This window comes from Actinomyces bowdenii (genome assembly GCF_017592395.1).
GTDB lineage: Bacteria > Actinomycetota > Actinomycetes > Actinomycetales > Actinomycetaceae > Actinomyces > Actinomyces bowdenii.
The window spans coordinates 23,869-37,343 of sequence record NZ_JAGFOU010000016.1 but is presented as its reverse complement, the minus strand read 5'-3'; the positions used below and the strand labels follow the sequence as shown (position 1 = coordinate 37,343).

11 protein-coding genes are annotated in these 13,475 nt (G+C 74.4%); 3 read left to right on the top strand and 8 right to left on the bottom strand.

The genetic code is table 11. The annotated features are described in order from the left end of the window. Nucleotides 1–17 precede the first annotated feature (17 nt). Complete coding sequence (locus J5X07_RS08235; RefSeq protein ID WP_124933080.1) at nt 18–1,250, bottom strand: glycoside hydrolase family 16 protein; 1,233 nt, start codon at nt 1,248–1,250, stop codon at nt 18–20. Between the two features lie 345 nt (nt 1,251–1,595). Here J5X07_RS08235 and J5X07_RS08230 point away from each other — a divergent pair, with 345 nt between their 5' ends. The 3 genes from J5X07_RS08230 (at nt 1,596) to J5X07_RS08220 (ending at nt 4,719) form a co-directional block, all read left to right on the top strand. Further along, nucleotides 1,596–2,945: an ABC transporter substrate-binding protein gene (locus tag J5X07_RS08230; RefSeq protein WP_208479396.1), complete on the top strand. Its 1,350-nt coding sequence runs from the start codon at nt 1,596–1,598 to the stop codon at nt 2,943–2,945. Nucleotides 2,946–3,010: 65 nt separating this feature from the next. Continuing rightward, the gene (locus J5X07_RS08225) at nt 3,011–3,850 is read left to right on the top strand and encodes a carbohydrate ABC transporter permease (RefSeq protein WP_208479394.1); all 840 of its coding nucleotides are present in this window, start codon (nt 3,011–3,013) and stop codon (nt 3,848–3,850) included. Further along, entirely contained in the window at nt 3,847–4,719 is an 873-nt protein-coding gene (locus J5X07_RS08220) for a carbohydrate ABC transporter permease (protein WP_208479392.1), read from the top strand. The genes J5X07_RS08225 and J5X07_RS08220 overlap by 4 nt, the downstream gene beginning before the upstream one ends. Nucleotides 4,720–4,836: 117 nt before the next feature. Here J5X07_RS08220 and J5X07_RS08215 read toward each other — a convergent pair whose 3' ends face one another. From J5X07_RS08215 to J5X07_RS08185, 7 genes are all read right to left on the bottom strand, one after another. After that, complete coding sequence (locus J5X07_RS08215; protein ID WP_208479391.1) at nt 4,837–5,754, bottom strand: thiopeptide-type bacteriocin biosynthesis protein; 918 nt, start codon at nt 5,752–5,754, stop codon at nt 4,837–4,839. Next, the gene (locus J5X07_RS08210) at nt 5,751–8,411 is read right to left on the bottom strand and encodes a lantibiotic dehydratase (protein ID WP_243896614.1); all 2,661 of its coding nucleotides are present in this window, start codon (nt 8,409–8,411) and stop codon (nt 5,751–5,753) included. The genes J5X07_RS08215 and J5X07_RS08210 overlap by 4 nt, the downstream gene beginning before the upstream one ends. Then, on the bottom strand, nt 8,408–9,571 hold the full coding sequence (locus tag J5X07_RS08205; RefSeq protein WP_208479389.1) for a PqqD family protein: 1,164 nt from the start codon (nt 9,569–9,571) through the stop codon (nt 8,408–8,410). The genes J5X07_RS08210 and J5X07_RS08205 overlap by 4 nt, the downstream gene beginning before the upstream one ends. A gap of 195 nt (nt 9,572–9,766) precedes the next feature. Next, entirely contained in the window at nt 9,767–9,967 is a 201-nt protein-coding gene (locus tag J5X07_RS08200; protein WP_124933085.1) for a thiocillin family RiPP, read from the bottom strand. A gap of 168 nt (nt 9,968–10,135) precedes the next feature. Continuing rightward, complete coding sequence (locus J5X07_RS08195; protein WP_208479387.1) at nt 10,136–10,861, bottom strand: hypothetical protein; 726 nt, start codon at nt 10,859–10,861, stop codon at nt 10,136–10,138. Then, on the bottom strand, nt 10,851–12,776 hold the full coding sequence (locus J5X07_RS08190) for a bacteriocin biosynthesis protein (RefSeq protein ID WP_208479385.1): 1,926 nt from the start codon (nt 12,774–12,776) through the stop codon (nt 10,851–10,853). Before J5X07_RS08190 ends, J5X07_RS08195 begins: the two co-directional genes overlap by 11 nt. Continuing rightward, complete coding sequence (locus tag J5X07_RS08185) at nt 12,777–13,457, bottom strand: cyclodehydratase (protein WP_208479384.1); 681 nt, start codon at nt 13,455–13,457, stop codon at nt 12,777–12,779. Nucleotides 13,458–13,475 lie beyond the last annotated feature (18 nt).

The window sequence follows — 13,475 nt, the reverse complement described above, 5'->3', positions numbered from 1 at the left end:
CTAGCCGACCCGCGGGCCTACGCGGCCTCCAGGCGCCAGGGGTGCGGATCGCCCGAGGAGTCCCACCCCAGCACGGGCCGCCCCTGGCTGACCACCAGTGGCAGGCCGCTGAGCTTGGACAGCAGCTGGAAGCCCCCGCCCGCCTCCAAGCAGTGCCAGCGCTGCCGACTGCCCTGGGAGTCCGGGCCCGTGGGCGCCCCGGCGACCGCCCGCACCGAGGTGCCGCTGCCGCCGTCCTTGTGCTCCAGGCCCAGGACGCCGCCCTCCGGGCCGGTCAGGACGCAGGTGAGGTCATCCTGGCGGTCCAGGATCCAGATCGCGGAGTCGTCGTCGCGATCCTCGGCGAGCACGACCCCCTCGCCGGTGCGGGTCAGGCACAGGCCGGTCGCGGGGTCGATGATGCGGATCCACCGCTCGGGCGAGGGGGTCCTGGTGTCCAGGCAGTAGGTGTGGACGTAGTCGATGTCGAAGGTGGCCGGGAGGCGGGAGTCGACCGGCCGGCCCCGATGGCCCTCCAGGCTCAGCACCACGTGGCGGGACATGCGCCACAGGGAGGGGTCCGGTGCGGGCAGGTCCCAGGCCAGGTGGCGATCCCAGTAGAAGCGGATCCTGCCGTCGCGGCGCTCGACTCCGTACATGTGGTAGTCCTGCGACACGTCGAGCCGGGAGGCGTACTCGCGCCCCCCATGGGCGATGTGGCCCCCGCCCGCGGGCCACAGGTGGGTGGCCATCGACATGGCGTGGTCCTTGAAGGTCTCCTGAACATCGATCTCAGGATTGGGGTGGGTCATGAGGGTGTCGGTCCCCTCCAGGGTGGAGGATTGCAGCCAGATCGCGGACAGCACATTGGCGGCGGTGGTCAGCGCCTTGGCCCGCACCTCCACGTAGCTGCGCACCCCGGGGGTGTCGAAGACCGACTCCACCGCCCCGAAGGTGTAGTCCTTGCCCCCGTAGGGCTCGCGGCGCGCGTGGAGGCGGAGGTTGTCCCTGGAGACATCGGCGTTCTCGTCGCGGAAGGCGCCCACCCCCGAGGTGGGGTACCACAGGCCCCTGCGCCATCGGGAGGGGTCGATGGGGGCGGTGAAGTCATCACTGAGGGAGGGGATGCGAAGCCACTCCCCCAGGTCGATATCCGTCCCGTCGGCATGGGCGGGGGAGGACAGCACCGGGGCCTGGACCACTCCCCCCAGCACGGGGGCACCGGCCATGGCCGCGGCAGTGATGAGGATGCTCCTCCTGGCAACAGTCATCGTTCACGCTCCTTCGCGTATCAGCGGGTGAGCCGATCGTAGACCGCTGTCGACCAATAAATACGGGGAGGCTTGGCCAAACTGAAACAGGTGTTTCATGTCATGTGGACTCCCCCCTCCCCCGCTCCCTACCGTGTCCCTCGTCATTCACCGAGACCGCCGAGCAGGCGCGTCCTCGCCGTGGAGGTCGTCACGGACTCCGCCAGCCCGCCCCGGCGCCCCCGCCGGGAGCCCGCCATGCCGGAGGGCCCGTGCCCGCACCTGCACACCCCTGGCCTCGTGCCCTTCCGGCCCGAGCGCCACCTGCGTCAACGACGCCGCATGATTGGAGAAGAAATGAGGCCCATGGGCACCCTGACCCCCCTGATGAGCAGGCCTATCAGCAGGCGCACCTCCCTATCCCTGGCCATCGGCGGGATCGCCGCACTGTCCCTGGCCGCATGCTCCGACCCCGGCGAGGGCTCCGGGGCCGGCCAGGACGCGCCCGCCTCCTGGCCGGCCGCCACCGACAAGCTCGACGGCGTCGAGCTGACCCTGTGGGCGGCGCAGTCCTCGGCCGCCATCCCGGAGAAGGTCGCCGCCGCCTTCGAGGAGGCCACCGGGGCCACGGTCAGCATCGTGACCATTCCCGACCCCTACGAGCAGGGCGTGCAGACCAAGGTCGCCACCGGGGACGTCCCCGACCTGGCCATGTGGCAGCCCACCGCCTCCCAGCTGCTGGCCCTGGGCGCCAAGGAGCGGCTCCAGCCCCTCGACGGCGCCCCCTGGGAGAAGGCCACCCAGGACAGCGTCCTGGCGGCCGGCGGAACGCTCGACGGCACCCGGTACGCCGCCTTCATCTCCGCGCCCTCCATCATGGGCGTGTGGTACAACAAGCAGGTCTTCGCCACCCACGGCGCCTCGGTGCCCACGAGCTTCGAGCAGCTGCTGACCCTGGCCCGGGACCTGAAGTCCAAGGGCGTGACCCCCTTCTACGAGATGGGCGGGGAGTGGTGGGCCTCGCAGTGGGCCGTCCAGGTCCAGCTGGCCGAGGCCGCCAAGGACGGCCTGTGGGATCGGGTCAACGCCAATGAGGACCAGTTCACGGGCAAGGACATCCAGGGCGCCATCGACACCTACAACTCCATGATCGAGGAGGGCCTGTTCAACTCCGACATCAAGACCGGGACCTTCGACCAGCAGGCCAAGGCCGTCCTGTCGGGGGAGGCCGCCATGGCCATCCAGGTCACCAGCCTCCTGGGCAACATGGCGGCCCAGGCCGACACCGCCACCCTGGACTCGACCATCGGCTTCTTCCCGATCTCCGCATCAGGCACCCTGGCCACCTCCATCCCCGACCAGACCAACGCCGTCGTGGCCTTCAAGAGCGGGGATGCCAAGCGCGAGGAGGCCGCCCGCCAGTTCCTCACCTACTGGCTCTCCGAGGGCTACGCCGACTTCATCAAGGACCAGAACACCGTCTCGATCATCAAGGACGTCCAGACCCCTGACACGGTGCCCGCAGCGCTGGTGGAGTCCAACAAGGCCCTGGACTCCTCGGTGGGCTCCATGCAGTCCCTGGCGATCGCCAACCCCGACCTGGCCAAGAACCTGGGCGACATGATCGCCGGCACCAAGACCGCCGCCCAGGTGGGCCAGGAGACCCAGGCCCAGTTCGCCCAGCTCGCCAAGGCCATGGGCGCGAAGGGGTTCTGATCCCGATGGCCATCTCAGGACGAGCACCGCGGCACCGCGCGGGCTCTGCGCACCCGTGGGGATTCGTGGTACCGGCCTTCGCCGTGCTCGCGGTGTTCTTCCTGACCCCCACGGTCTACAACTTCGTCTACGCCTTCACGGACTGGTCGAGCTTCAAGACCGCGATCAACCCGGTGGGCCTGGAGAACTTCTCCGAGCTGTCGGCCTCCGGCTCCCTGCGCCGGGCCCTGGTCATCACCCTCCTCTACGCGGCGGGCGTGGCCGTCTTCCAGAACCTCTTCGGCCTGGGGCTGGCCCTGCTGCTGGAGCGCGACACTCGCGTGAACAAGATCGCCCGGGTCGTGTTCTTCATCCCCGTCATCATGTCCGCCCTGGCCGTGGGCTACATCTTCCAGGCCCTGCTCAGGCCCGAGGGCGGGCTCAACCAGGCCCTGGGCCTGCTCATCGGCTCCCCGGTGCGCATCGCCTGGCTGGGCTCGACGACGTGGACGCTCCTGGTGTGCATCCTCATCCACTCCTGGAAGTGGATGGGCATGTCGATGCTGGTCTACCTGGCGGGCCTGAAGACCATCGACGCCCAGGTGCTGGAGGCGGCCCGGCTCGACGGCGCCAGCCCGTGGCAGACCCTGCGGCACATCCGGGTCCCCCTCATCGCCCCCGCGGTCACCTTCAACGTGGCCACCGCCCTACTGGGCTCGATGAACTCCTTCGACATCGTCCAGGCCACCACCGGGGGCGGCCCCGGCGGCTCCACCGAGCTGCTCAACCTCTTCATCTTCCGCACCTTCGGGCAGGGCCTGTACGCCCAGGCCACCACGATGAGCCTGGTGCTCTTCGCGGCCGTGGTCGTCCTGGCCTTCCCCGTCATCGGGATGCTGCGCCGTCGAGAAAGGAGCGTCGCATGACCCGCCCCCACTCACCCGCCCAGCAGTCCTCCCGCCCGGCGACGGCGCGCCGCCTCCTGCCCACGGTGGTCCAGCCGGTGGTGGTCGTGCTGCTGGCCGCCTCCCTGGTGGGAGTGCCCCTGTGGACCGTCCTGGTCACCGCCGGCAAGTCCCAGGCCGAGGCGCTGTCCCCGGACCTGTCCCTGCCCTCGCGCTGGCAGCTGTGGGACAACCTCTCCGAGGTCGCCGTGCGCAGCGAGATCGGCCCGGCCTTCCTGGGGAGCCTGCTGCTGCTGATCCCCTCGGTGCTGGCCGTCCTGGTCCTGGGGTCGATGGCCGCCTGGATCCTGGCCCGGCGCTCCAGCAGGGCTGCCGCCGTGGTCTACGCCATCGGCATCTCGGGGATCATCCTGCCGCCCGCGGTGGTGACCCTGGTGCTGCTGCTGCGCCAGCTGGGCCTGGCGGGAAGCGCGGTGGGCATGGTGTGCACCTACACCGGCATGTACCTGTCCACGGTGATCTTCTTCGTCACCGGCTTCGTGCGCACCGTCCCGGAGTCCCTGGAGGAGGCGGCCCGGATCGACGGGGCGGGCCCGGTGCGGGTCTTCCTCATGATCATCCTGCCGCTGCTGCGGCCGGTGCTGGCCACCGCCACGATCCTCATCAGCCTGTACGTGTGGAACGACGTCTTCTACGCCCTGTTCATCGTGGGCGGGCGCCTGGACACCCTCCCCCTCAACCTGTTCGCCGTGGCCAGCGCGGGAGTGCACCTGAACAACTGGCACCTCATCTTCAGCTATGTGCTGCTCATGAGCCTGCCGCTGATCGTGCTGTTCGCGATCTTCCAGCGCAGCATCATCTCGGGCATCACCTCCGGGGCGGTGAAGTAGCCGGGGCGGCGGCCCGCCGAGAGGCGGATGCGGGCAGTGCGGGGCCCGGACGGCGGCAGGGGATCACCGCCATCCGGGCCCCGCACCCCTGCATCCCGCAGCCGGGGCCCGGCAGCCCTAGCCCTGGAGCAGGTAGCGGGCGCACACCCCGGCCACGCACTCCTCGGCGGCGTTGAGGCCCAGGCGGTTGATGTCCATGTGCAGCAGGTCGATGGCCCGGCGCCCCTGCGGCCCCGCCCCGATCCGGCTGATCGCGATCGCGGCGTCCTGGGCGGGCTCGTCCACCGAGCCCGCCCAGGTGCTCCACGCCGCCAGGTCCCGGCCGTCATAGCCCAGGACCTGGCGGACCAGGGGGTCCAGCGCGGTCCCATCGCGCAGCTCCTCGGGCAGGCGCCGGCCCCAGGTGCGCAGGTGGAGGGCCAGGAGATCAGCCGGGTCCAGCGGGAGCTGGCCGGCCGCCCGGGCCAGGAGGCGGGCCGCCAGTGCCACCCGGGGCACCGGGCGCGGGACCTGCCAGACCCGGTGGGTCAGGCACCACCGGGAGGAGGCCTCGAAGTGCCGCTCGGCCGCCTCCACCCCCGCCCCGGGCCCGTACTTGCCGTACTCCGGGCCGTAGACCGCCAGGCTCGCCCCCGCCCGGCCATCGACGGCGCGGGTGAGCGGATCGGGCACCAGGCGCTCGACCGTGCGCACCGGTGCGGCCCGTGAGGCGTCCTCCAGGGCCCCGAGGCGGGCGGCGATCTCATCGAGGTCATCCGGCCCGGCCTTGACCCGCAGCCGCACGTGGTGCCCGCGCAGATCGATGAAGCGCAGGAAGTGCGCCGAGAGGATCGGCCAGTGGGCGCGGACCTCCTCCAGCCATTGGGCGACCCGGGGAAGCAGGGCATCGGTGTCATCGCCCCCGCCGCAGTACAGGCGCACGAACAGCCAGTCGGCCCCGGCGCCCTGCCGCTCCTGCGGCGGCGCCTGCCCACCCGTGCCCGCACCCGTGCCGCCCCGCCCCGGGACGGCGCCGGGCGCCCCGCCGGCGCTCATGCGCCGCCTCCCGGGGCCTTGGGCCACTGGATACCGATGAGGTACTCCACCACGGTGGCCTCCCCGCCCGGCGTGCGCCCCCGGTGCTCGGCCCTGGCGGGCAGCGCCTCCACCAGGCTCAGGTGCTCGGCCCGCGGGTCGATCCACCCGCGCAGCGCCAGCAGGGACACCGGTGAGCACAGGTCCACGTAGCGGGGCTTGTGCTCATCGAAGGTCGCCCCCCGGGAGGGCAGGTGCTGGTGGACGTAGACCTCCCGGGGCAGCCCCCACTGCTCGCGCAGTCCCCCGACCCGCACCAGGCCGGCGGCCGGGTCGCGCTCCAGCAGGGAGGTGACCATGGCCGCGGGCAGGGTCCAGGACTCGCGGCGGGTGACCAGGCGCCCGTGGACGGCGCGCGGCTCGTGCAGGACGGCATCGGGCAGCGGCCCGGTGCGCTCACGGCTGCGGCTGAGCCAGTGGTCGGAGAAGGGGGCCAGGCGGGCCCACGGGTCCCCCAGCAGGGCCAGCCAGGCCAGGTAGCCGCCCAGGCGGTGCTGGGGGATGAGCCCCAGGTAGGCCAGGCCCACCGGCCCCTGCCCGTCGGCCAGGAACAGGGTGCTCGTGCCCGGGTCGTGGACCAGGCGCAGGCGGGCCAGGTCCACGGCCTGCGGGCTGGGAGGCTCGCCGGGCAGGCCCACCGGGGGCAGCACTCCGCAGGAGACGGCCTGGCCGGTGTGGCACTCGGTGGCGGCCTGCAGCTCCAGGACGCGCTCCAGCCCCCAGTGCTCGCGGATGCGCTGGGCCAGGCGCTGGCGGTAGTCCTGGCCCAGCAGGCGGTGGAAGCGGGCCTGGAGGGCGCCGTTTCCGCTGGTCAAGGCGTTGACCACGGTCAACTCGCGGGTGGGCGGGGCCGATGCGGTGGTCACGGGCTGGAGGTAGGCGCCCAGGTGGCGGGGGCAGGCGCTCAGGCCCCCGGGCATGGCGGCGCGCTCGGGATCGGGCCCAGCGGTGTAGTCCCAGGTGGAGGCGCGCAGCATCCCGGCATCCCCGTCGGGGGCGTGGGCCAGGGCCATGAGGAAGGCCAGGGGGTCCCGGCACACTCCCCCGCTGCCGTAGCGGGCGGTGAAGCGCTCCACCATGAGGTCGTAGATGTGCGAGCGGGTCACCCAGGGGTCGGCCAGCCCGGCCAGGGTCTGCGCGTCCTGGGCGAAGCGCTCGTCGTCGGCGGGCTCATCCCAGGCCACCTCGGACTCGCGGTCCTCGTAGAGCAGGCCCGAGGGCCTGGTGCCCAGCTCGCCGTCGGGGAAGATGCGCTGGGCCAGGCGCCCTGCCCTGGTGAGCAGCTCGGCGCGCCGGGGGCCGGGGGCGTCCTGCACGGCGCGCCCCAGCCCTGCGAGCCATTCCAGGTCCTGGCCCCAGGCGCGGCGCTGGGCCTGGGAGAGGGTGCCCGCCAGGGCGGTGAAGGGCTCCTGGCCGCGCTGCCAGGGGATCCGGGGCCGCACGGCGCCCGAGGCGAGCAGCCGGCTCAGCCGCAGCCCGGGGTCCCGGCCCCCCAGGAGCCGCATGGCCTCGGCCACGCCCACCGGGGCGGGGTCGGGCCGCCCGGCCGTCAGGGCCGCATGGCAGGCCAGGAGCCACCGGGCGGGCTGGATCTCCTCCCGGCGGAAGTGCATCCCATCGGCGTAGTCGTACTCGGCGACGGCCGCCAGCGGCAGGTCCTGGGCCCGACCCGCTCCCGGCGGCGCCTCCCGCCGGCCCCGGCGGCCTTGCGCGCCGGGGCCCTCCGGCCCCTCCGAGCCCCGGGGGAGGGGGGCCCGCGTCACCGGGACGCTCTCCAGGCGCAGGAGCCCGGCCGGGTCGACCTGGCGCGCGGTGGCGGCCAGGATGCCATGGGCCAGGTGGACCGCCGTCGTGCACAGGCTGCGGCCACGGGCGGGACGGCCGGCCTCGGCCACCGTGGTCAGGCCGGAGAAGGGACTGGTCTTCAGGGCCGTGCGCGTGGCCAGGGTGTAGAGGCTGCGCAGCATGCGCGGGTCGTTGAGCCGGGGGCCGCGCGCGCTCAGCACCGCCACCAGTGCCGGGGCGGCCACCGCCAGGGAGCTGAGGTAGCCGGGCTCCTCCAGGCCGCGGGCCAGCAGGGCGCGGGCGTGGGCGAGGTCGGCCTCCACCTGCGCCTCCAGCAGGGCGCGGGCCTCCTGCCGCTCGTGGACCAGGTCGTCCCACCCGCGCAGCAGGGCGGCGATGCCCGGGGGCAGCTCCGCCCGCACCTGGGCGCTCACGGCGGTCCGCCGGCCCTGGTAGACCCTCCTCTTGGCGCGCAGGACGGCCCGGCGCTGGGATGTGGCCAGGGTGGGGATGGCCTCGTAGAGGGGGTCGAGCATCTGCTGGCCGGTGCGCTCCAGGTCCTCCTCGAGGCGGCGCAGGTGGTCCAGGGCCGCGATGAGGCCCGGCTGGGGCTCGGGCACTGCGCGCACGGGCAGGCCTCCCAGGCGCACGAGGGTGGGGTAGGCGATGACCGGCCCGCTGTGCGCCGCCGCCTCCGGGTGCGCGGGCGCCTCCGGGGCTGCGGGACCGGCTGGGATGCGAGGGCGCGCCGGGGGCTCGCGGCCCGGCCCGTCCTCGCCCCGCGACGGCGGCGCGGTGCGGTGGCCGGGATCAGGGGGTGCGGGGAGGGTCATGAGAGCAGGCCTTTCGTGGCATTGAACAGGATGAGCAGCAGCCACAGGACGCTCAGGCAGGTGAAGGCGATCCCCAGCATCACGCACAGCAGGCCGTAGGTGAAGTACCCCCAGCGCACCGCCGGGCCCCTGACGGCCAGGGCGGGGGGCAGGGGCTCGCGCCGCAGGGTGCTGCGGAGGACGAGCATGGACCGGCCCCGCAGGTTGACCGAGCCGGTCAGCGCCTCCACCGCCGCCACGCCGTCGGACTGGGTCAGGGGGTGGAGGTTGGTGAGGAGCATGGTCAGCTGGAAGGCGCACAGGGTCAGGGCCACCTGCCTGACCGTGCCCGTGGAGGCCGCGGCGACCGCCGCCTCCAGGCCGCACACGACGCCGTCGGAGCAGATGCCGGCCAGCGCGAGCATCGCCCGGCCCCAGCGGGAGCGCACCTGGTAGGAATCGGTGCGGTCCACGAAGGCGATGGGCACGACCCAGAACATGATGGCCACCCCCAGGCCGCGCACGGGAGTGCCCAGGTAGCCGGCGACGATGGCGTGCCAGGACTCGTGGCCCAGGATGCTCACCAGCTGGATGAGCACGGCGGCCAGGACGACCCCCATGCCGGGGCGCGGCCCGCCGGACAGCAGCCACAGGCTCATCGCCCCGGCGGCGAAGCCGGTGGCGGAGGCCAGCAGGAACAGGATGCTCAACGCCCGCACCGGCAGGTGGTGCAGCAGCCTGACCACGGGCGCCACCACGCGGCGGTAGGAGCGCATGATGATGAACCGGGGCAGCAGCCAGCCGCCGTTCCAGCGCGGGGGCTGGGCGTGGGCGTGCTTGCCGCGGCGCGGTGGTGCCACGTGGCGCCCCTGGACCGGCTTCCTGGTGTAGTCCCCGTCCCGGCCGGGTGCCCCGGCGCCCTCCAGGAGCCGGTTGGTGCGCAGGACCTCGACCATGCGGGTGATGCGCTGGGCGCCGGCCTCGTCGATGTCCTGGGGCAGCTGGTCGATGATCGCGGGCAGTGAGCGCCGACCGTCGAACTGGCCGACGATGACCGCGGCAGCCGCCCCGAGGCGGTGGTACTTGCCCGAGTCGGAGTCGAAGAGCATCGGCTGGTCGTCCATGCCGACGATCAGGGACACTCCCCGGCGCAGGCGCGGGATCTCACCGGTCGCGGTCATGCGGGCTTGCGCCTCCCTCGGAATGGCGGTTGCGGTCGGGGCGGTGGCCCGCTGCGGGGCGCAGGCGCCCCAGCGCGGTGCGGGCCGGTGGTGGAGTGGCGGTGGATTGACTGGGGTGAGTGGAGTGGCGGTGGGCGGGCGCCCGGATGGGCTCTGGGCCCCGCCCACCACCGGGGCGTCGTCAGCGGGTCGAGATCAACAGGAGGTTGTCGACGCGCAGGCGGCGCAGGCCTCGCACGAGGCCGAGGCGGCGCAGGCCTCGCATGAGGCCGAGGCCGCGCAGGACGGGCACGAGGCGCAGGCCGCGCAGAACATGCAGCCCAGGGAGTTGCCCTCGGGCAGCTCCTCGACACCGAAGTCGCTGTCGGCCAGTGTCAGATCGATCGTCTTGCTCATATGCTGTTCACCTCCTTTCCTGGCATGCGTCGCTGGTTGGGAGCGGGGCCCGCGGGCCCCGTGGAGGGGTCCGGCCTGGCAGGGCCGGGCCCCTCGCCCCGCGGAGCGGGGCGGTCCTGGGTGGGCGGCCCGGGCGCCGGGGCGCCGTCGAGGACGGCGGGGCGGCGCTCACGGGGACCGCTCCTGGGCGGGGTGGGCCACCGTGACGGCGAACATCTGGTGGCGGCTCACGCCGTCGGAGTCGAGCAGGTGGCGCACCTCGGAGGAGGCGAATCCGGCGAAGACCGTGCCCACCAGGCCGCGGGCCACGGCCCGCAGGTGCACCGAGTAGATGAGGGAGGCGCAGCGCCCCATGGCATGGCGGTAGCCGTGGGCCCCGCCCCAGGCCTCGGCGGCCTCCAGGTCGGCTGCCGCGGAGACGATCGCCCCGGCCTGGGCGAACTCCTTCTGCACGGTCATCCCCTCGACCTGCTCGGGGGCGGGCAGGTCCGCCACCAGATCTGCCCCCTCGCGCCGCACCCGGTAGATGCCCGGCTCCGCACCTCGGGGCCGCAGGAGCAGGACGAAGACCTCCGGGCCGCCCGCGCCCCGCCCCTGCCAGGCGCCCTCCTCCTCCATGAGGGCCTCGCGCACGGTGGCCAGCAGCAGGCCCGCCTCCAGGGGCTCGGGGCTGTAGGCGGTGGAGGAGGAGCGGCGCTCGAGGGTGCCCCGCAGGGTGTGGAGGTAGGGGCTGGACCGCCCCGCCCCGTCCAGGTCCTGGGCCTCCAGGGCGTCTGGGACCAGGCAGCGCAGCTCGCGGCGCGGCCGGGCCCGGCGCGCGGCGGCGGGATCCTGGGCGGGGGGATGGGAGAAGCCGGTGATGATCTCGCGCAGGGTCTGGTAGTCAGAGCGCATGGCCTTCTCCCAGGTCGACGACGGCGCAGATGGGCTCGCGGGCGGGGTCGGCTCCCAGGGCGGCGGCGATCTCCTGCTCCTGCCAGCGGGCCCGAGCGCGCAGGGGCACGCCCAGGGCGCGGGCCACGATGCGGGCCGTCTCGAAGGAGCAGCCGCAGTCCTGGATGGCGATCCGCAGGGCGAAGGCCAGGTACTTCCTGGCCACCTTGTCCACGTTGCCGGTCAGGACCAGGCGCACGCCGACGTCGTCGGGCAGCTCCACCGGCGGCCCCAGCCGGGCCAGGACGTGGTCGCGCTCGACGTAGGCGTAGGTGCCGGGGGCCGGCGGGCCGGCGGGGGCGGCCGGGGCGGCCGGGGCGACGGCGCCGGAGGGGCCCCGGAGGGCGGGCTCGGCCCCGGACCGGCCGGGCACCAGGAGGTAGGCGGTGACTGAGCCGATGTTGCCCCCGGCGGCGGTCCACCGGCGCAGCTTGGCCCTGGCCTCCTGGGCCGACGGCCGGGCGCCGGGGGCCAGGGGCTCGCGCACGCCGACGGACAGGGCCAGGATCGTGGCCAGCTCCTCCAGCGACGGCGCCCCGGCGGCCCGGGCGCCCTGAGGCTCCCGGCCCTCCGGGGCGGCCTGGCTGCTCCCGGCCCGCGCTCCGTCATCATCGGCGGGGGGCCAGGGCCGGTCCAGGGCACTGAGGCCGGCGGGGGGCAGCGGCGTGCGCGGGCAGGTGGGCCAGTCGCGGAACTCGTGCTGGAGGCGGACGTTGGAGGGCTTGTAATGCTGCTGGTGGCCCTTGGAGTCCACGAAGGCCGCCGGGGGGATGGCCACGGACTGCTCGTAGCGGGCGCCCACGGGGGCGGGGCCGGGCGCCGGATCGGGCGGGTCGGGGCGCCGGCCCTCCTGCGGGTCCGCGGGAGGCGCGCCGCTGATGGAGCACACGGGGCAGCCCGGGCGGGTGACCACGGGCCGCTCCGTGGTGGACAGGGTCTCCAGGTCGGTGCGGCGCACATCGCCGGGCAGGTGGGTGATGGTGGCCCGGGCGATCAGCGCGGCCACCGCCCGGGCGGCCATGCCCACGGCCAGGTCCTGCCGGGCGGGCCCCGGCTCCGGGCCGGGGCCCGGCTCCGCGGCGGTGGCGCACTCCAGGCAGGGTGAGAAGGCGGGGTCCACGTAGGGGCCGACGGTGACGGCCTCCTGCTCGGCGCGCACGCGCAGCAGGGGGATGCCCCGCTCCCAGCAGTGCCGGGCCACCGCGCCGGCCGAGCCCTCGTCCTCACCCGCGGCGCGGCCGGCCCCGTGCGCGCCGGCACCACCGCCAGCGCCGCCGCCCTCCCGGCCCCCGCGCTGCTCAGCACTCCAGCCGGCGGTCTCGACGAGGACCACCAGGGTGTCCCCGGGGCCCGGCCGGCCGGTGCGCACCGGCAGCGTGGGCTCCAGGGCCTCGGCGAGGCGGCCGGCCAGATCCTCATCGCCCACGATGGCCACGCGGGCGGCGGCCAGACGGCGGGCGGCGTCCTGCCAGGAGTCGTTGACCCCCGTGGAGTCGCCCAGGCGCGAGAGCAGGCAGGCCAGCTCGGGCGCCGGGGGCGGGCCGGTGAGCGCCTCGGTGTCGCCCTCCTCGACGATGCCCCCGGTCCACAGGAGGCTGACGGCCTCGAATGCCGCCTGCTCCCCGATCCCGGTGTCCTGGCCGATCTGCTCCAGGGTGCGCGAGCCGTCGCAGGCCCGCAGCAGGTCCCCCATGTGCTCGCGGGCGAAGGCGCCTGCCAGGACCTGGCTCTTGCGGGCGCCGTCGATCACCCAGGTCCCCTCCTGGGAGCGGGGGCGCAGCCCGAGGCGCACCACGGGCTTGCGGGGGATGCGGAACTGCAGGTCGTGGCGGGCGGCCCGACCGACCTCGCCCGCGCTCATCGTGGATGCGGCCATTCAGACCACCGCCTGCCGGGACCGGCGTCGGGGCAGCAGGCCCGCGAGTGCGGGCAGGCCGTCGCGCCGGTGGGCGTAGCGCGCCGAGCAGGTGGGGCAGCGGTCCACGGCGACCGTGGAGGCGCAGGAGGTCGAGCCGGAGACCAGGTCCAGTGCCCACACCTGCCCGCCGAGCCCCCGGCCGGGGTCGTCGGCGGGCTCGGGGGGAGCGCCGTCGGCGGGCCGGGCCTGGCGCTCCAGCAGGTCCAGGGCCATGGAGACCAGGCCCGCGCCCAGGACCACGTGGTGGTGGGCGTATCCCTGCGGCAGGGGGCCCAGTCCCTCGGGCAGGGGCCGGTAGCCGTGCTGGCGGCGGCGCCGCTCATAGCAGCCGTAGCAGGCGGTGCGGCCGGGGATGACCAGGGGGCCGCAGCGCAGCTCTGTGGGAAGCAGCGTCAGCCCCAGGGAGGGCAGTCCGCGGGTGAAGGACAGGGCGTCGAGGTCCTCGCGCAGGCCGGTGCGGTCGGGGTCCGCGACCAGGACCAGGCGGTCGGCGTAGGGCACGACGGCGCTGACCAGGCCCTTGTCGACGGGCAGGACCACGTCCTGGGGCCGGGCCAGGCGCCCGACGACGGCATGGCCGAAGCCCCCCTGGGGCAGGTAGGCCGTGATCGGCGGGGGTGCGGTGGTCGTGGGTGCCATGGGTGCTCCTGGGTCGTG